Source organism: Amycolatopsis sp. NPDC001319, from assembly GCF_042896185.1.
GTDB lineage: Bacteria > Actinomycetota > Actinomycetes > Mycobacteriales > Pseudonocardiaceae > Amycolatopsis.
The window spans coordinates 210340-229285 of sequence record NZ_JBIAWY010000015.1 but is presented as its reverse complement, the minus strand read 5'-3'; the positions used below and the strand labels follow the sequence as shown (position 1 = coordinate 229285).

9 protein-coding genes are annotated in these 18946 nt (G+C 65.6%); 1 reads left to right on the top strand and 8 read right to left on the bottom strand.

Annotation, left to right across the window (positions count from 1 at the left end; genetic code table 11):
* Positions 1-64: 64 nt before the first annotated feature.
* From ACFY1H_RS41575 to ACFY1H_RS41545, 7 genes are all read right to left on the bottom strand, one after another.
* On the bottom strand, positions 65-814 hold the full coding sequence (locus tag ACFY1H_RS41575; protein ID WP_386955713.1) for a DUF4365 domain-containing protein: 750 nt from the start codon (positions 812-814) through the stop codon (positions 65-67).
* A gap of 133 nt (positions 815-947) precedes the next feature.
* Complete coding sequence (locus ACFY1H_RS41570; protein WP_386955712.1) at positions 948-1631, bottom strand: hypothetical protein; 684 nt, start codon at positions 1629-1631, stop codon at positions 948-950.
* A 283-nt stretch (positions 1632-1914) separates the two neighbouring features.
* Positions 1915-3090 (bottom strand): McrC family protein, encoded by a 1176-nt coding sequence (locus tag ACFY1H_RS41565; RefSeq protein WP_386955711.1) that lies wholly within the window; start codon positions 3088-3090, stop codon positions 1915-1917.
* Entirely contained in the window at positions 3087-5327 is a 2241-nt protein-coding gene (locus tag ACFY1H_RS41560; RefSeq protein ID WP_386955710.1) for an McrB family protein, read from the bottom strand. Before ACFY1H_RS41560 ends, ACFY1H_RS41565 begins: the two co-directional genes overlap by 4 nt.
* Before the next feature lie 2 nt (positions 5328-5329).
* Positions 5330-9280 carry an Eco57I restriction-modification methylase domain-containing protein gene (locus ACFY1H_RS41555; RefSeq protein WP_386955709.1) on the bottom strand — a complete coding sequence of 1317 codons (3951 nt, stop codon included), beginning with the start codon at positions 9278-9280 and terminating at the stop codon, positions 5330-5332.
* The gene (locus ACFY1H_RS41550; RefSeq protein WP_386955708.1) at positions 9280-12096 is read right to left on the bottom strand and encodes a helicase-related protein; all 2817 of its coding nucleotides are present in this window, start codon (positions 12094-12096) and stop codon (positions 9280-9282) included. The genes ACFY1H_RS41555 and ACFY1H_RS41550 overlap by 1 nt, the downstream gene beginning before the upstream one ends.
* On the bottom strand, positions 12093-17153 hold the full coding sequence (locus tag ACFY1H_RS41545; RefSeq protein WP_386955707.1) for a DEAD/DEAH box helicase: 5061 nt from the start codon (positions 17151-17153) through the stop codon (positions 12093-12095). The genes ACFY1H_RS41550 and ACFY1H_RS41545 overlap by 4 nt, the downstream gene beginning before the upstream one ends.
* Positions 17154-17874: 721 nt before the next feature.
* On the opposite strand from ACFY1H_RS41545, the gene ACFY1H_RS41540 reads away from it, so the two are divergent.
* Complete coding sequence (locus ACFY1H_RS41540) at positions 17875-18168, top strand: hypothetical protein (RefSeq protein WP_386955706.1); 294 nt, start codon at positions 17875-17877, stop codon at positions 18166-18168.
* Positions 18169-18445: 277 nt separating this feature from the next.
* On the opposite strand, the gene ACFY1H_RS41535 is transcribed toward ACFY1H_RS41540, so the two are convergent.
* On the bottom strand, positions 18446-18637 hold the full coding sequence (locus ACFY1H_RS41535) for a hypothetical protein (RefSeq protein WP_386955705.1): 192 nt from the start codon (positions 18635-18637) through the stop codon (positions 18446-18448).
* Between the last annotated feature and the right edge of the window lie 309 nt (positions 18638-18946).

Here is an 18946-nt window from a genome sequence, read left to right as displayed (position 1 = left end):
GCCCGCTCACGCAGCTCGTCGCTGTACTTCTTCGGTGCCGGCATGCTCTGCATCCTCCCTGAGATCAGAGCCTGCACAGAACTCGGGGCGCATCATGCCAACGCAGATCGGGATAGCAGTCCTGGATGGTCCGACTGAGGAGGTCGGCGAACCGGTTTGTGACCTCGCGTTCCTCGCTGGTCGCCCACTCACTCGTGTCGTGTTCTTCGACATCACCCTGGCATAGGACTCGTAGCGGCGCTTCACGAAGGTTTGAGAAGGAGAGCACTAGCCCGTCTCGCAGTATCCAGCCTGATCGCCGGACCGTTTGGCCTGCTAGTAGGTTTCCTGCTGTGGGGTAGTCGGTCGCTGACGTTGTTGCCAAGTAGATGTGTGACGGGAATTCGTTGATCGGCAGAAGGTTGGTGGTGAGTGTCTCGGTGATCGGCGGTGGCCGGAGGTACAGGCCCGACTCTCGGGGGATGCCGAGGCGAAGGAGCGCCGGGGCGGCATCCGCGTCGAATCGCTGAGTGTTTTTGTTGACGATGACAGTTCGGGTGGCGCGAGCCGTTGCGTCCGGAAATGCAGCGTGTACGTCGACCCACCATGCTTGGTCCTGCTCGGGGTGAGAAAAGATCAAGATGACGGGGGCGTTCCCTGACAGCCACAGGTCCAGGTCACGCTCATCGCACAGATATCGGAATTGACCGTCGATGCCGTGATCAACCCGCCGGGGGTGGAACAGGTAGCCCATCTCGAGGCACCGGGTGCCGATCAGGGAGATGCCCTTCTCACCGATGATCGTTTGGGACGTGACCGTCTTACGCTGGGCCACTGGACCTCCCCTACTGTGAACGACCCACCGAGGTTACGCGGGACCACCGACAAAGCTCGGCTGACCAGTGCTCCCGGCGAGCCGATTCCTGGCGTCAACCCCTCTAAGTTGTCAATGATGGCGGCTGCGGCTTCTACTGTCCGGCGCGTTCAGAGCGCCGGTTGAGCAGACCGGCTGTGGCCGTGACCAGGGCAAGTACGTCCTCGCGCGTCCACACGAAATGCTCGGTAGTGCCGGGATCGTCGTGTGCGGCTCCACTGAGCAGGGAGAAGACGTCCTCGACGAGAAAGGCCCAGCGCTCGCGCTGGTCACGATCCCGACGGGCTTTCGAACCAGCCTGCCGTACGGTGTCGGATGTGCTCTCGGCGGCGCGGATCGCCTCGACGGCCTTGCGGGCTTCGCCGAGTGCCTCCTCGAGGTGGTTGTGCCGGATGAGCTCGCGTGCCTTGCGAAGCCGCCGTACGCCGGTCGCGTGTTCGTTGTCGCTGGTGAGTGGCACGAGAATCTCGAGGTAGGAGCCGGCGTCAACGCGCTCCAGCTCTCGAGCCCATTCGCCGCTGGGCACGTCGAACCCGAGTTCTCCCGTTCCACCGACCAGTTGCGCCGGGTCGCCGTCCACACAGGTCACGCTGACCTGGAGGGTGACCCAAAGATGATCGGCCCCTTCGCGCAACGCCTCGGCTACACGGAGTTGCTCGTCGGCAACGAAGCCGGTCAGCGTGAGTTCTGTGGCGACCTGGGTGGGGTTGGTCAGGTGGCCAGCCGACAGGTGAGTGAGGAGTCGTCGATCTCGGCTGGGGCTCGTGGCGATGAGCATCGCGGCGGACACCTGGTACGACGGGGCGTCCTTGCGCTCTGAGGTCCGCCTGACGGTGACACTCAGCTGGACCTGCGCTCCACCGATAGCTGGCCAGAGTCGCAAGGCGCGGCGAGCTGGCTCGAACGCCAGTGCCTCTGTGGATGTGATGTTGAGGTGAAGTGTCATCGGCGGCAACCGTTCGTTCCGAGTGGAGGCTAACCGATCATTGTGCACCCGCGTGGTTCGTGGTCGCGGATCCTGGCAGCGTGTCGCCGCATGGAGTGCCCGCGACTTCGATCATTCAGATGCTCGTGGTCGCTACCGCGTTTGCAATACTGCTGACTTGCTTGAGGATGAGTTCCGTGGGCTGGGAGAGGTCGAGTACCCAGGTATGGAGCTTGGTGCCGGCCTTGCGGACGGTGTGGGAGCTGGGAGCCTCCCCCGAGGCGTATACGAGGTGTCCTTCGGATACGCCGAGGGCGGTGCAGTAGGCGAGCATCTGGTAGAGGTCGGCGTGGCGCCGATCGTCGTCTCTCACTCGCTTGTACTTGGCGTCAAGGACGGCGCCAGGTTGAGCGTGCCGTTCCCAGACGAGGTCGGGGCGGATGCGGAGTTGCCGCATCGTGTCAAGATGACTTGGGTACTGGTCGCGCAGCCGGCCTCCGTAGGGTTCGAGTGCGCGGCGGAGCGTGATGGTGAGCCAGTCCTCGAATGCCTTGTTGAGGTCGAAGAGGAATCCGCTGGCCGCGGTGGAGCCGGGCGGCTGATCGATGCTTCGTCCGGCGAGAACGATGCGAGCCAGTCGGAGTGCCGGTTGATAGTGGCGTGTCAGCCTGGTCGGCAGAGTGTCGGGCGGCGTGTCCCCGGCGACCAGAGGTGTGACGTCAGCAAGGGTGGCCAGCAGTTGACGAAGACCGGCATGGGTTGCTAGCGGAAGGCCCGGAACACGGAGCAGTCGGCGGGCGGCGGTGAGCAGGATGCGGTTTTCGGGGATGTCGACGGTGTAGTCGTCGTAGCGGACTTCCAGGGGCACGGCGAGGCCGAGGCGCTGCCGGAGTTGGTCGGCTTCGCGCAGGCGGCCACGCAGGAGCGGGAGTGCTTCTTCGACGGTGCGGTAGCCCTGGAGCACTCCATGTGTGAGGGCTCGGCGGGTTGCGGCGTGGAAGGACACGGCCACCACGGTGACGAGGTCGTCGACAGTGGCGAGGTCCACGATGTCGTCGTCGCGCCAGCCGTTGGGATCCTGGGCGTGGCCGAGGAGCCACAGCAGCCGGTTGATCCCGATCTTCGGGGTGACGCGAAGTTCGATCTCGCCGCATCGAAGCACGCCGACGTATGACGACGCCTTGAGTACGGTGCGGCCTTCCAGGTCTGCGCTGACTTTGACCCCGCCGGTGGCGGTGAGCCCGTCGGCGATGGGCCGGGCGATCGGGCTGAACGCTCGGGCTTGATGTTCGGACAGGGTCAGGCGCCTCACGCCGGTGGCTCGCCGATCTCCTCGTCTGGCACGGATTCCTCGCGCGGCCGGGTGCGCGCAGTGGTGCCGTTGCGGAGGGCGTCAAGGCCGTAGAGGGCGTGGAGGTCGACGTTATCGCCGATGTGCCGTTCTTCCAGAAGCGGCATGATGTGGTGTTTCCAGATGCGGGCGAGACCTGTGTCGGTGCTGACGCGCGGGTTCATCAGGTACGAGGGGCCGATGGCGGCGTCGCGATCGGCGACGCGGTCGTTAAGGGCGTCCAGCAGGTCGGCACGATCGGCCGGTAGGCCGTGTGCGTGGAGCCAGCGGCGCAGCATGTCGGCGACCGGAGGTTCGCCAGGGAACAGTCCCTGCCAGGAGAACCGCCGTCGCATGGCCGAGTCGACGAGGGCGATCGACCGGTCGGCGGTGTTCATGGTACCGATGAGGTAGAGGTTCGGTGGTAGCCGGAAGTCCTCGGTCGGCGAGTACTGCAACTGCACAGAGCGGTCGCGGTACTCCAGGAGGAAGTAGAGTTCGCCGAACACCTTGGCGAGGTTGGCGCGGTTGATCTCATCGATGATCAGCACATAGGCGCGGGTGACGTCCTTGTTCGCTTCGCTGACGAGCAGCTTCAGCGGTCCGTCTTCCAACTCGAAGGCCACGGTGCCTGGTGCGGCGCCGCGCTGCGGGCGGAAGCCCTCGAAGAAGTCCTCATAGGAGTAGGACGGATGAAACTGGACCAGACGATGTTCGCCACCAGTCTGCTCAGCGAGAAATTGGGCCAGCTCCTGCGCCAGGTATGTCTTGCCGGTTCCTGGCGGCCCGTACAGGATGATCTGCTTCTTCTCCCGCAGCAGGTCCACAGTTTCGGACAGCCACTCGAGGTCGACGAACAGCTCGTCGGCGAGCTCAGCAGTGGGCTCCGGCAGCACGACCGGTTCGCTGACCGGCGATTCAGCGGTGTCCTCGGCGGGGTCAAGGTCGGAGTCAATTCCGGCCAGCGCGGCGAACTCGGCAACCTGGGCACCAAGGGTGCTGACAGTCATCTGCCCGGAGAGCCGGTCCCTGGTCGCGGAGGTGAGCTGATCCCGGGTGTAAGGAGCGTCCGCCTTGGCCCAGCGGACCGGACGTCGGCGGCTGTTCAGATGCTCGGGTGTTTCGGTCCACGACGCCGGGCCAGTGACCGTGCCGACATAGACCTTGGTGCCATCGACCGTGGCGATGATGTCGCCTGGTTGCATCTGGTTGAGGAACCGGTCGAGCACGCCGACATGGATGGAACGCTGCTTGCTCGTGAGATCCGGCTGCTTTTCGGCGAGCTGAGCGTCGATCTGGGAGCGGGTACGTCCGGCCGGCAGTTCGCCAAGGTCGGGGTAGGCGAGCGAGCAGTAACCCTCGGCCAACCACTCGGGGACCAGGTTGCGGCCGTGCACATTGGCTCCCCGCACGAGCCAGCCCCTCAGTTCAGGCTCACCCTCGCCGGAGGCCGTGCGTGGACGCCAGCGCCTCTCGATATCGCTGTCGTAGAAGTCGATATGGTCGCCACGTTGACGTTCGAGCTCGGCCCGCAGCGCGGCGAGGTCCCGGTCTTCGTCACCGGTCAGGCCGGGCAGGTCGTCGGCGAGCCCTTGGACGATCAGCTGCTTATGGCGGCGGGACACGATGCGTTCGAAAGTGTCGGGAAACGCCAGGTGCAGCAGGACGTTGCGCTGGCTATAGGCGCTGTTGACTGGGATCGAGTCGGCAACATCGCGAAACGCCCACGGGTCAGCGAGTGCGTTCTGGCGAGCATTTGGTGCGAGCGCCTTCCACGCCACGACAAACCGAACCAGCCAGGCGAGTTGCCGATCGCGGTACGTGCGGTAGGCCGTGCCAGCGCGGCCGAACCCGGTGTCCAGCGCTGCGTCCAGTTCCGCCGGCACCGGGATCGGCTCGGGTCCCAGAGCCAAGACTGTCAGCAGGAGCTCGCGTTTCGCCGTGCCGCCGAAGTCGTTCGGAGCGAGCAAGTGCAAGTACACCAGTTCGGCCGCAAGTTGAATCGTCTCTTGTGGACCGTCAGCGAGCTGGCGTCCCAGCTTCTCCGTGAAGGTGGCGGCACCGAGTTCCGGCGCGTTGACGAACCGCCGAAGGAGATCGTCGGCAGTTGAGCTTGTCCACACTGGACGGCCAGGGGTGAAGGCGGAGTCATCGTTGGCGAACCCAGCGTCGATAACGCGTTGTGCGGCGGCGTGCAGGCGACTGTTTTGGTAGGGCACGGTTACGACCTCCGGTCCGGATGGCGGTGCCCCTCCCCGGGAGCGGGATTGAGCGGGCTGACGAACTGGCCTTCGGCCATCGCGTCGTACGCCGCGAGCACCAGTCGCCTGGTGCGGAACTCGCCATACTGCCGTTCCTCGTTCTTACGCACGACAAAAAACGAGTCGATGACATGCTCGGTGTCGCTTCTTTCGAGCCCATAGAGATGCAGGTAGGCAGCATCCAGTTCGGCGCGCAATTGCACGCGACGTTCCTCGTCCCATTGAAAAGGTGGCCCGTCGTCACCAAGATCGTGCGCGTACGTTTCAAGATCCCACGCTGTGTATGACAATTCCAGCACCCGCGAGGTAATCCACCTTTTCAGTGTCGGCTTCTCGTTTGCTTGCCAAGGCACGGTCGCGTCATACATCGAAGGTGGCAGAATGGGCAACTGCTTAACGACGGGATATTTCAATGACGCGCCGGCATGCTTTTGGCGGACGCAGTAGTCAAGAACCAATGCGGAGAGGTTGGCCTGAAGGCAGGCCGGATCCCCTTCATTCGGCAACATCAAGATGAACTTGTCGCCCACTGCGACATGTGGGATCACGGTGGCGATCATCGTTCGTTCGTCTACAGACCGTGCCGTGTCACGCCATCCCAAAAACCACGCATGGTCCCACCGTTGCCCTAGTCGTTTAGATAGTTGCAGGAGGACCCTTGAGACGTCTGCTTCAGCAACCCAATGACGAGGCCAGGGAAGCGCGTCAGGATCGGCGTGCTGTTCTGGTGTCAACCTCGGCAGGGTTCCCTTATTTAGCTGCGCTTGAGTGGCACCTTCATAGGTTGAAAAGCGATGATCGAAGAAATGGGTCATCTTCGCTTCGTAGAGCGGGAGCATCCGCTCGTGACCTCGAACGAAGGAGGTTCCCTCAAGTAGCCATCCTTGTTGACGTAGGCTTTCATCACTGTGGAAAAGATTCGACGCCGAGGCCATGTTGAACAGGCCTTGCGCGGGCAGGATCTTCCACGGATTCTCGCTCTTCTGTCCTTCCCGCCAGAGAACTGGCAGGCGAGAATGGATTCCGATGGTGATCTCGGCGTCGCGACGTGTCCGAAAAATCGGACTCGTCCCACTGTTGGGGTTAACCTTGAGAATCTCGGCAGGAGTTACATCGAATCGCCTGTCGGGCAACTCGTGGACGTGGCGGACAGAGAAGGCGAAAGGTGCCTGCTGAATTACTTCTCCACCTGTTGTAACAAGTACTGCAAATCGGAATTGATTGTGAACGTCAGGAAAGATCTTCGCCTCGTTCTCGAAGTCGAAAAATGCGGCGAGGGTCTTAGTCTCAACCAATCGACGAAAGAATGGTGACGTTGTATCCCCGGTCGCGATTGCCGTCTGCAGGACCATGCCTGCACGCCCATCGCCGGCTGTCAGTGAGACGCCCAGTTCGGCGAAGAGGGCATAGGTGTTGATGCGTCCACGAGCTGTCAGTGGGTATCGTCGGCTCGCGCGTACAAGTCGATTCTCGTTTTCAATGAATCGAAAGTCGGCAAGGTACTGCTTCCACAGTGCTGGACGTTCAGTCTCAAGGGCTGCAATCAGTTTCTTGCGAGCCGCCGCAGTTGGTGCTGTGGCAATTTCGGGCGCACTTGCCGAGAAATACTGCTTCTCTTGAAGTTCCATCTGCTCCCAGGGGGGATTGCCGACAATGCAGGTGAATCCTCCGGGGAATACATCGGGAAACTCTAGGTGCCAATGAAAGAACAGATACTCGGTGCGCAGGCGGCGCACTTCGGCGAGTTGCTGACGGGTGATCCCAGCTTCTCCATGATCTTCGATTCGACGAATGTCGCCAGCCGTCAAGCCGGGCGGCCTACTGGGCTCGTGGTGCCATACGAAGGCGGAACACCATGCATCGGAGGTTAGTCGCGCTTGCTCAAGGGCAGGATTCGCCTCAGCGGCGCGCCATGCAGCGACCTTAGCGCGGACTTCCGCGAGTGTATGTTCAGGGGCGTTCGCCAGTTCCTGGAATGCCTTGCCGAAGTCGCTGGGGGGTTCCTCGAAGAAGAGTTCCGCTTGGTTCGAGTGGATGGTCTCGTCCCGGTTGCGGCTCCTCCTCTTCGACACAGTCGTGGAGTCGTCGCCGGTAAGAACCGTGAAGGCGGTCTCGGGGATGCCTTGTTCGATGATGTCAGGCGTGGCACCAAGGAGAGCGTTGCCGACCTTGATATGGGCGTCGAGGAACGACAACGGCCGACCGGGTTCGAGTGCCTCGAGCCATAGCGCCACCTTCGCCAGTTCGGCGGCGAGTGGATTGAGGTCAACGCCGTAGAGGCAGTGGCTGATGACGTCGCGCATGGCGTCGCGTAGTGCGGGCTCTGAAGGTTCGGCTTCGCCAGTGCGATGCCGTGCAAGTCGGCGCGCAATGCGTCGCCCTGCGGCGACGAGGAAATGTCCTGAGCCACAGGCGGGGTCGCAGACGGTGATCGCGAGGAGTGCCGCCTCGGGGTCGGAGTTTGTCGCCGCTTTGTCCAGAACCGGTGTCAGGGTCTCGTCGAGGAGGACGTCGACGAGGTCCGAGGGAGTGTAGTAAGAACCGGTCTCCTTGCGATCGTTTCCAGCTGCGATGTCGAGGGTGTAGCGACCGGTCTGGGCATCGTAGTCCGGAACGAGTTCGAGGAGTGATTCGTAGACGCTGCCGAGCTCCTCCGCACCGAGGTTTCGGTAATCCACCGCGCGAGCCATACCGGTCTCATCGCGCGTCAGTGACAGGGCTCGGACGGCGGCGAGGAGGTCGCGATTGGTCAGGGCGGAATCCTCGAGTGGGCCGAGCGAGCCTCTGTCGTAGACACCGCCGAGGCCTGGAAGTCCGAGCGCTGGTAGTCCTTCTTCGTTGCCGAGGCCGCAGGTGATGAGGCGTAGTGCGGTCCAATGGTCGGTGTGACGGTCGATGGCATGGCGGCCGTGGGCTTTGCGGCGTAGTCGGTCCGTCGAGAAGTGTTGGGCGTAGCGGCGGCGTTGTTCGGGGGTGGCTTGGTCGTGGTGGAGGAGGTTGCGGTCTTCGGCGACGAACAAGACGAGCAGCTGGTAGACCACACGGAGCACAAGCCGGTGATAGTCGCGCGGGGCGAGGCTGCCTTGGCGAAGTTGGTCTCGCAGTGCGGGTGTGGCGGCGAGGAATCCGGCACCGAGGACGTTGAGGGCTTGCCTGACTCCCGCCGAGAGGCGTTTGAGGGCGCGGGTTCCGCGGGTGGTGGAGTCTTCTCGCCAGCGCTCTAGCCAGCAGGTGGTGGGTGCCGCTGACGGGTCCGGTTGCGGTTCGACCCGGCTGGCGTGGCATAGCTGCCACATCACCGTAAAGTCGGCGAACACCTCACCGTCGAACATTCCTGCGAGGTCGAACTGGACGTATGCCTGGCGGACGAGTGCGGCGGAGTCCCGCAGGAGGCGCAGCTCGAGGCCGTTGGTGAGAACGCCCCACAGGTGGTTTGGGGAGCGGTTGAGGAGTTCTTGCAGCATGGAATGCGGTGCTTGCCGCGCGGCACCGGCCACACCGGGCGTGCGGTGGTCGAGATCCACGCCGACTCCGAGTAGGTGCAGCGGGGTTTGCTGCCACAGGTGGCTTACCGGATAGGCGATGTCGCCGATGGCGAGGCCGCCTGCAGGGACTGCAGGTAGGCGGCCGTAGCCGAGTTCGTCGAACAGGACTCGGAGCCATTGGGAGCGGGTGGTTTCGATCTGGTGGCCGGTGTCTTCTCCGGGCGGCACGGCACGCCGGAAGGCCAGCCAGGCGCTGCGAAGACGTTCCCAGGAACGGTTGGCTGCTTCGCGCACGGTTTCGGACTCGGCGAGACCGTAGGTGCCGGGTTTGAGTCCGTCGAGTTCACCGGTGGTGATGGCTTCGAGGGTTTCGGGGGGCAGCAGGCCACCGACGGTGCGGATGGTGCTGACGGTGTGGGCGCGCATCACGTTCCCGCAGGCAGGTAGAGGTAGACGCCGAGGATGTCGGCGGGGCGTTGGGCGGTCACGGTGAGACCTCGGCGGATGAGTTCGCCGGTGCTGCCGGCGGCTTCTCGAACTCGGCGGTGGCTGGCGAGGAGTTCGGTAGCTAGTCGGTCCCCCTCGTCGTTCAGGTGGGGGGTGAGGTGGTCCAGACGTGCTTGGACGCGGCGGATGTCTTCGGTGGCGAGGTCGCGGGGAATGTTTCCGGCGGGCCGGGCATCCAGTAGGGCAGTGACCTCGTTGTCGGGCAGCCATTCGGGCTCGGTGGCGCTGCCGCGGTAGGCGAGTAGCCGAGCTTCTTCCACAACCATCGAGCGGCGTTCGGTAGTGGTGGGCAGTGTGAGGTGCAGGCGGTAGCGCAGCAGGAGCAGGGTGGTGCGGGTGTCGACGGCGTCGGTGAGGAGGACTCCGCACCGCCTGGCCGGTCGGTCGACGCCTGCCTCGGGGTCGAGTGCGGTGTCGAGGACGTAGCGGGCGAGGGTTTCGACGGTGGGATCGGTGCGGGCCAAGACCGCGCCGCCGACCGGGGCGGGTGGAGTTCGTGTGAGCGGGAGATCGGCGGTCCCGCCGAGTTCTTCCCGCAGCGCGGACGGCAGCCCGTCAAGTGCGGCGACGTACCCGTCGGGCGTTGTAATCAGGGTGGCCCGTAGAGAGGTGAGCGCGTCCACGACGAAGGTCTCGGTCTCGGCCAAACCGCCCAGAGCGGCGCGTAGGGCATCGACCTCGCGGGAGACCTCGTCGGGTTTGATCTGTTCTTGGGCGAACAGGCTACGAGAACGTTTCTCGCGTTGTGCAGCGTCGTCCCACCGTTGGTGCAGGTCGGCGCGGGCGGTTTCCTCGACGCCTTCCAGTTGGAGTTGCTCGCCGGTCTCGGCCCGCAGGACGCCTTCCAGCACGGCGGTGAGCACGGCGTCGCTGTCTTGCGGGACGGGAACGGCGACCCCGGTGTCGGCTTGGATGGCACGGTGGCGGCGCAGCAGCACGTCCAGCACGAGACCGTCGATGCCGTTGTCTTCGCCGTAGTAGGTGATTGCGTACACGTCGGGGACGCGTTGTCCGAATCGGTCGACGCGGCCTTCGCGTTGCTCCTGGCGAGTGGGGTTCCACGATAGGTCGTAGTGCAGGACCGCAGTGAAGTGGTCTTGTAGGTTGACCCCCTCGGACAGGCAGTCGGTGGCCACCAGGACGCGTTTTTCGGCTTTGCCGAGTTCGGCGACGCGGCGTTCGCGTTCCTCCGGTGGTTGGGCGCCGGTGACCCAGGCGACTTCGACTTCCGGTAGCGCCTGGCGCAGTGCGGTTCCCACGTACTCGGCGGTGGCGATGTAGCGGCAGAAGACCACGATGGCGTCGCCGGCTTCGACCCGGTCCCGGACAAGCCCGATGCCTTTTTTGAGCTTTGCGTCCTTAGCGCCGCGTAGTCGATCGGCGTCCTTGGCCAGTCGCAGCAGACGAGCCCGCGGCGTGTCTTCGGCTGGTAGCGCCCCGGCTGTGGTGTCGCGGCCGTCAACGGCTTCGTCTTCGTCGGGGAGATCGAGGACGCCTGCTTGGCCGCGGATGTCGGCTTCCTCGACGGTTGCTACGTCGTCCTCGCCGCTGCGGTTGCGCAGGGTCGCGGCGGCTGCGGCGGGCGAGGAGGCCATCGCCCGGAGCAGCGCGAGGATCGACCACCAGCGGACTCGTTGGCGCACTGGGCCTCCGGCCGAGTCGCGCACGGTCTCGCGGGCGTAGCGCAGGACCTGGTCGAACAGCTTGCGGTAGTCCGGTGTCAGTCGGTAAGTGGCTTCCAACGGGATGCGGTTGGGGAATGGGGTGTCTTCGTCGAGGTAGGTCTTGATGTCGCCGCGTTGGCGTTGCACGACGTGGCGGGCGATGCGTTCGCGGTCGCGGCGGCGCACGTCGCCTGACAGGTCGTCGGGCAGTTCCGCGAGGGACTTGTCCAGCAGTCCTAGCAGTGCCCGGAACGCTTCCGACTTGCCGCTGTGCGGGGTTGCGGTGACCAGCAGCAGGTGCCGGTTGGGATCGGCGGCGAGGCGGGACAGCAGTGTGTAGCGCTGTTGGCTGGCGCGGGCGGTGCGACCATCGGCGGCGCCGACGCAGGTATGGACTTCGTCGACGATCACCAGGCTGGGACAGGCCCGGATGAACTCGTCCGCGCGCCGTGACGACTTGATGAAGTCGGTGGACACCACCGTGTATGGGTAGCGCTCGAACAGCGATTCTCCGGCGGGCAGGTCGCGTTCCAGGCGGCCGGCGGTGGAGGGCAGGACCAGTTCGGCGTCGAGTCCGAACTTGTCGGCCAGCTCCCGTTGCCACTGTGGTGCCAGGGCGGGGCTGCACATGACGGTGAACCGGTCGACGCTGCCCTGGGCGAGCAGTTCGGCGACGATCAGACCGGCTTCGATGGTCTTGCCGACGCCGACGGCGTCGGCGATCAGGAGGCGGACCGTGCGCATGCGCAGCGCCATCAGCAGCGGGACCAGTTGGTAGGAGCGGGGGCTCACTGCGATTTGCGCCAGGCTGCGGAACGGGCCGCCGCTGGACCGGAAGCCCAATCGCAGCGCGCTGCGGAGCAGGCGCGCGCTCACCGCGTCGCCGAGGTCGTCGGGGTCGGGTGACGCGAAGGTCGCGGATTCGACCGGTTCGAGGTCCGGGAGTACTCCGGCGATGTCGTCGGCGCCGCCGCCTAGCGGGCGCAGCAGAAGCAGGTCGTGGGTGCTGTCGGGCAGCACGACCCAGTCGCGGCCACGGGCTCGGACCAGGGAACCAGCTGCCCAGCTCACGAACGTCCACCTCCGAAAACGGTCGGCATCCTGTCGATGACCGCAGCCCAGTCCTCGCCCTCACGGAGCCGCAGCACGTGCCACCGGGGGCGGGCCAGAAGCCGTTCCTCGGCGTCCTCGTCAGTGAGGGGATCGTTGTGGCCGTCGTCGATGAACACGCCGTACCGCCCGACGGCCAGGTCGTATACGAAGTGCGGGCGCGCTTCTGCATCCTCGACGAGCACGTTGACGCCGTCAGGGAGCCGTGCGCCCTTGGCGCGCAGCAGGTCGATGAACGGGTGCTCGCTCACGACGCCGTTGGAGGGAGCGTCTGGCGAGGCCGGGACAGCGCCCGGTGCGGGCGTTGCCGGGACGGTGGTGGCGTCGGCGAGGTCTCGCAGCATCGTGACGATCGAGTGGCGGTCCAGCATGAGGTGGTCAGGCTGGTTGCCGTAAGAAAGCAGGCAGTCGTAGCAGGCCCGTTCGCAGCGTTCGGTGCCGGGTTGGGCGGAGCCTCGGTCGTGGCCGTCCTGGTCGAAGTGCAGGATGTCGAGCGCTTCACGAGCGACGAGGCCGAGGTCGTAGTGCTCGCCGGCGACGAGGTTGCGCAGCACGCCAGCGCCGCCTTCGGCGGACTCGTACAGCAGGATCCGGCGGCGTTCTCGGGTGTTGGGCAGTGCCTCGGCGGCGAGTTCATTGTCTTCAAGGTCGAACGCGGCCTGGATTCCTCGTTTGAGTGCCCATTGCAAGGTCGCCAGCCGCTCCGGGGCGACTTGATCCGACCAGTGCACGACCAGGGTGTTGCGACGGTCTTCGACAAATGGGATCACGAGTTCGGGTGGCGCCCCTGCCACCGCGGCGGCGCGGCCCTGGCGGTTGCGCTGAGGACGCGGCTCCCACCGTCCGCTGATCGGGTTGATGAAGTAGCCATCGGGTGTGCCGGGCGCGCGCCGCCGCAGGCCGATGTTCATCCGGCGGATGGTCGCGGTGTCGGCGTAGGTCAGCCGCGCGAGCTCGCGCCCATCCGCGGCGACAACCCGCGCCTCGCGTCGAGCATCGGGGCCGCTGGGCGGCAGTCCGACCGCCGTGACCAGGTCGAAGCCCTGACGGCGGCGTTCTTCCTCGTCGGAGGAGATCCGCTCGCGACGGCGGGTGGTCGCAGTGGTCATCCGCAGCAGATTCGGGACGGACGCCCCGAGGTCGACATGGCAGATGTCGCAGTGGTCGTCGGAGTCGTTCCACAGCGTGCCGCAGTTCTCGCAGCGCTTGGCACGTTCCAGCGCGAGTCGGCCGTCGGCGTCACCGCGGGAGGGCACTGACACCTTCACGACCTCGTAGCGAGCGCCCTCGTGGTAGACGAAGGCACCGGGCCCAAATTCGCTGATCGCCAAGAACCGCGGACGGGACAGGTAGTCGCCGTCCCGGCGGCGGCCTCCGGCTCGGGCCGGGATGAACGCCGACACGGGCAGCCGGGGGAACGAGTAGCCGGGCAGGAAGCCTTCGGTGGCGAAGTAGCGGTAGCTGTAGAAGTCGCTGTAGCCCAGCTCGTCTGATTCGTTGCGCAACAGGTTCAGCTTCGTCGCGGCTTCCAGATACTGCGCCCTGGCACGATTGACGGCGTCCGCCGAGGCGGCGGCGTCGGTGAGGACGCGGTTCGCCGCGGCCATCTCGGAGCGTGCTGCCCGGAATGCCTCGCGCCACCGGTCGCAGGCGCGGTCGAACTCCTCGACGGCGTCCTCGACGGTGCGGCGGATCCAGTCCTCGTCGAACCACGGCGCTTCGGTGATCTCGTCGACGGTGTCCAGCACCTGCCGCGCCCGATGCAGTGCCCGTTCCGCCGCCGCACGGTCGGACATGGTGTGCCGCACCGTGGGCTCGAGTTCCAGGCTCGGGTCGTCGCCGCTGACATCCAGCAGCTCGACCAGAGACTTTCCGAGTGGCTGGCGTGTCTCGGCCAGCCAGATGGCGTGGATGTGGGAACGCAGGAGGTCGGCGTTGGCCAGGTCCAGACGAGGCGGGGCGACGGCGCCGGCCACCATGCGCGCGGAGCGGTGAAAGTAGTACTGGTCGTGCGCGCTGCCAGTGGTGCAGTAGGTGACCACGATCGCGGGTTGCCCGGCGCGGCCGGCGCGGCCGGAGCGCTGGGCGTAGTTGGCCGGGGTGGGCGGGACGTTGCGCAGTACAACGGCGTTGAGGGTCGCGATGTCGACGCCCAGCTCCATCGTGGGAGAGCAGAACAGTGCCTGGAGTCCGGCGTGGCGGAATGCTTCTTCACGCTCTTCGCGGATCGGAGCAGGGACCTGTGCGGTGTGTTCTGCTGACCGCAACCCGGTCAGCCCGGCCGCGAGGGTGCGGTAGAAGTCGAGGAAGTACGGGTTCGGGGCCGCGCCGGTCTCGCCAGGCGCGTTGCGCAGAGGGTCCGGTGCGCGCGTGACGCCATCGCCGGCCAACCAGCGCAGTGCTGCGGCGTTGAGTTGATACGCCCGCTCACCGCGGTCCTCCTCGACGACGGTCACGAGGCCGTAAAGGGCGAGTGCGTCCAGCATCCCGACGATGGTCAGCTCGGTGTCAGCTGCGGTGATTCGCGGCCCGTCCCCGCGCAGCTGGCGGCGCAGGTACCGGCCGTATGCCGAGAGACCGGAAATGAACGCGTCGCCCCTGGTGTCGTCCTGCCTCCGCGACCGGGGCCAGACCCGGCCAGCGAGAAATCGCTCTTCCTCGGCGATCGTCCACGGATCACGCAGATGCTGGTCTGAAAGGTTGCGGACGGCCTCGAACCCGTCGGCGGTGAGCGCGGCCACCCGGATCGCCAGCGATCGGCGCATTTCGTCCAGCAGCACCCGCGCCAGAGCCTCGCGCCGCTCGGCGGACACGTCGGCCAAGAGGCCACTGCGCCAGATTTCGTGGTCGGCACACGCTTCATCCAGCGCGACGTAGTCGATCCTGAGCAACGCGGACTGTTCGAGGTTCGGCATCGTGATCCGCCAGCCGCGCTGCAGATCCTGGTAGAGCCGGTAGGCGACCGCTTCCCGAAGTGCCCGTTCGGCCTCTTGTCGGGCGAGGCCCCGCACGTCTGGTTGAAGCGCGTACTCCTCGCGCGGCAGCCCGAGCGCCTGGACGACCGCGCTGGCCATCGTGTCGTGCCGCAACCCGTCCGGACCGGCTTCGGCTACGGCCCGGTGCAAGGCGCTACGCAGCAGACCGACCTGGACGAAGTCGTTGAAGTGCCCCGCCTGCAGCGAGGCATCCTGCCGGTTGTCGGTGAACGACAGCACCTTCCGGGCATCGTCGCGCAGATCCTCGCTGCGCAGGGCCCGCACCAGGCTTGAGGCCAACACCGTCGTCGCCGAGCTTCGGCCCTCGGAGCCGAGACTGGACAACTTCGCGAAGTCCTGCTCGCGCGCGGATTCATACGACACTCGGCATCCCAGGCAGAACCGGAAAGGCGAGGACACGAACGCCGCCGGGACACCGCCCTGCCCGTGTACATCCTCATGACCGTCTGGCTGCACGACGACTCGGACAGGCAGATGATCGACCTTGGTCGGATCGATCTGCTCTGCTCCAGGCCGACCGACCAGCCAACCGGTCGGGAGTCGTTCCAATACGTCGGTCGGGTCGGCGGGCCAGGGGGTGGTGGTGTCGACATGCAGATAGCCGCTACGGGCATCACCTGCGGCATCGTCAGGGAGCCGCGGCCGGAACCCATCGGATGTACGAATGACCGACAGGTACTCCTGGCCGCACTCGCGGCAGAACGCGAGCGGCGCGAGAACGGCTTCGGGGCGGCCTGGCACCGCCAGTTGGTACCGGGTCGTGAGGTAGCGGTCGGTTTCCGACTCGATCGAGCAATAGACAGTGTCGCCCTTGCCGATGAACTGGTGCAGCCGGAACGCGAACAGCGAACGGCCGAAATCATCAAGCTGTTCCGCACCGGCCAGCAGCACCTGTCGAAGCGCGCCCGTGCAGGTGACCTCGTCCAGCCCGGTGCGACGCGCCAGGTCCGTGGCCGCGTCGGAGAGCTTGGTAGGCGGTTGGCGCACCAGCCGTCCGTCGACCGTCGCCACGCCGAAGGTCGACTCCACCCATGCGGCCAGAGGATCATCCCGAAGATCCTCGGCTGCCCCGACGTTCCGAACGGCGGCGCATATGGCGTCGTCGTCCGGATCGGGGGCGCTGCGAGTGGCTCGGCGCAACGTCTCACCGATCACATGCCGCGGTTCCACCCGCGTGCCGAACAGCCGCCCGGCCACCTCGGCGATCGCCGCACGCTGTTGCTCCAGCGTGCCCGGCCCGGCCAAGGTGGCAGAAGTGCCGACGTACTGCACCGACGGGCTACCACACGCATCACGTACACGCCTGACCAGCATCGCAACGTCCGCGCCCTGACGGCCGCGGTAGGTGTGCAGCTCGTCCAGCACGAGAAACCGCAGCTCGCCGGCCTGTTCAACAAGCCGACGCCGCTCATCGGGGCGGGTCAGCAGCAGGTCGAGCATCACGTAGTTGGTCAGCAGCACGTCCGGCGGATGCTGCAGGATCTGCTCCCGCTGCTCGTCGCTTTCCTGGCCGGTATAGCGGGCGAAAGTTACTCGCCGGTCCGTGTCGCCCAAGAACTTCGCCAGCTCCAGCTCTTGGCTATTGGCCAGCGCGTTCATCGGGTACACGACGATCGCCCGAACACCACGACCGCTGCCTTCCCTCAGCACGTGGTCAACGATCGGAACGAGGTAGGACAAGCTCTTGCCCGACCCGGTGCCTGTGGTCAACACATAGCTCGCACCAACCTGGGCCGCCGCCACCGCATCTCGCTGATGCTGATGCAACTGCAAGCACCGGCCACCCACCTGGAAGATCCGTGCGCACGAAGGATGCAGCACTCCCTCTGCGACCAGCTGTCGGATGTCGCCCCCACCTGCGAACGCAGGGTTAAGGGAGAGCCACGGCTCCGGCCACAGCAAGCCAGCGTCAAGCTCACGGTCCACCAAGCTGCGGATCCGGTCGTCGCGTACGCGCAGGAACCCGTCGACGTAACGGCGGTAATCACTGACGAGCCGATCACGCACCGCGAAGACATCCACCGTGTCCCAAACCCCCGTATCCCTGTTCCGACGCCGAGACCCTCAGAGAGTAGTAGCGCAGTCGGACAACGCGAGCTGCCCCGCTCCACATGCGGATCGTGATCCCCCGGTTACGAACTGCCCTCGACAGATCGACATGCGACCTTCGCGAAGATCCGATGAGAGTGTCGAGCACACCCTGACGTCGATCAACAGAAACGCTCTGTTACAGGCAGTGGTCGCTACCTCCATAGGTCGAGAAGCTTGACCCCCTGGTGACAGTGTTACGACGCCGTCGTCAACCCGTCGGGTCGCCGGGAGGCTGCCTATGATTGCTGTTCGAATTAGGGGGCGGGAGCTGGCGAAGTCGACCCGGCGAACTACCGTCCGCTCGCACGTATGTTCTCTCGGCCGGCGCCTCTGGCGGCTCGACGCCTTGCGTCTGTGCGCGTACGGGAGTCCCGTTGTCGGTCACGCCGGAGGCAAGAAGCACTCGGGGCCGGGCGTGTCCGGAACGAGTCCGGCGGAGACTGTCGTGATGGAGGTATGACTCAGATCGACGAGCGGACCGGTCAAGGCGTGGAGCCGCAGGTGGCGGACAGTGAAGTGTGCGGGGAACAGGAGCCGACCCGTGCCGAGGTGCTGGAGGGCGCCGCGATGACGTGTTCTCCCGGAGGCGGACGCTTGCCCGGAGGAGTACCCGCGCCTGCGGAACATCTCGGCCGGGTTCATCTTTGACGGCGTGGTCCGGCCGCTCGAACCGGCTCCGCCGGAGTACGTGACGCTCCCGGCCGCCTACACCTCGCCTGAAGAGTTCCTCGCGATAGCGCAGTGGAACATGCTGTGGGAGGCAGCCCAGTTCCGGCGGCGCTTCTTCGACCCGGACGACCTGCCGGCGCCGATGGCCAGGATCGCCGACCTCGGCGACGTCAACGTCACCTTCGTACGCGGACACGGGCGCGGTACTTCGAGTACGCGCCGCTGTTCCACCTGCTGCCCAGGCGCGTGCTGGACATGTTCGGGCTGCCGTTGCTGATGGGCGGACAGTGGCCGTTCATGGCCGACTGGTCGGGCATGGATGGTCGTAGAGGTCCAGGATGCGGACCATCTTGCTGGCGAAGTCCGGGTCGTGGCTGGCTTCCAAGTCTCCGTGCGCTGCCAGGTGATGCCAGCCTTGCGTAGGACCCGTCGCGTGGCCTCGGCGGAGACGGCCAGTCGGTGGTGTCCGCGCAGGTAGGCAACGAGTTTGCTGAGGCTCCAAGTAGTGAAGGGCTGCCCGAGAGCGCGGGGGTCGCTGCGGGCAGTGCGGCAGATCAACTCGCGGACGGCCGGACCGAATTTAACCGGTCGGCCGCCGCTCCATTTTGGGCCAGTGCCGCGAACCCCTGGGCGTTGAACGCGTGGATCACCTCCCACACGTAGTTCTCGCTGGCGGCGAACATCATCGCGATCTCGCCCGCGGACCGGCCCTGCACCGAGGCGAGCACGATCCCGGCTCGGCGCAACCGGACTCTGTCCCCGCGTGGACCTGGTGATCTTCACCAGGCGCTGGGCTTGCTCGGGTTCTAACTCGTGGACGAGCACCTCGGGTTGACGGGCCACCTGCATCACCTCCACTGGGCAGCCTGCCAGGCAAGGTCAGCGTGCCGGTCCACGGCAATTACCTCGTCAACGTTCCGAGGCGCGGCACTAGCCAAGGTCGGTAGTTCAGGCCGTCAGACGATCGGCCACGGTGTCTTTCTGTCCTTCTGTAGATCTGTCGAGGTGGTTCGGGCGATAGATGCTGCGTCTGGACCGGCGGGGCAGATGGATCC

Bases quoted from the DNA above. Each gene is read 5' to 3' on its own strand.
- ACFY1H_RS41570 (WP_386955712.1), bottom strand. From the start codon at position 1,631: ATGCTCATCGCCACGAGCCCCAGCCGAGATCGACGACTCCTCACTCAC.
- ACFY1H_RS41555 (WP_386955709.1), bottom strand. From the start codon at position 9,280: ATGCGCGCCCACACCGTCAGCACCATCCGCACCGTCGGTGGCCTGCTG.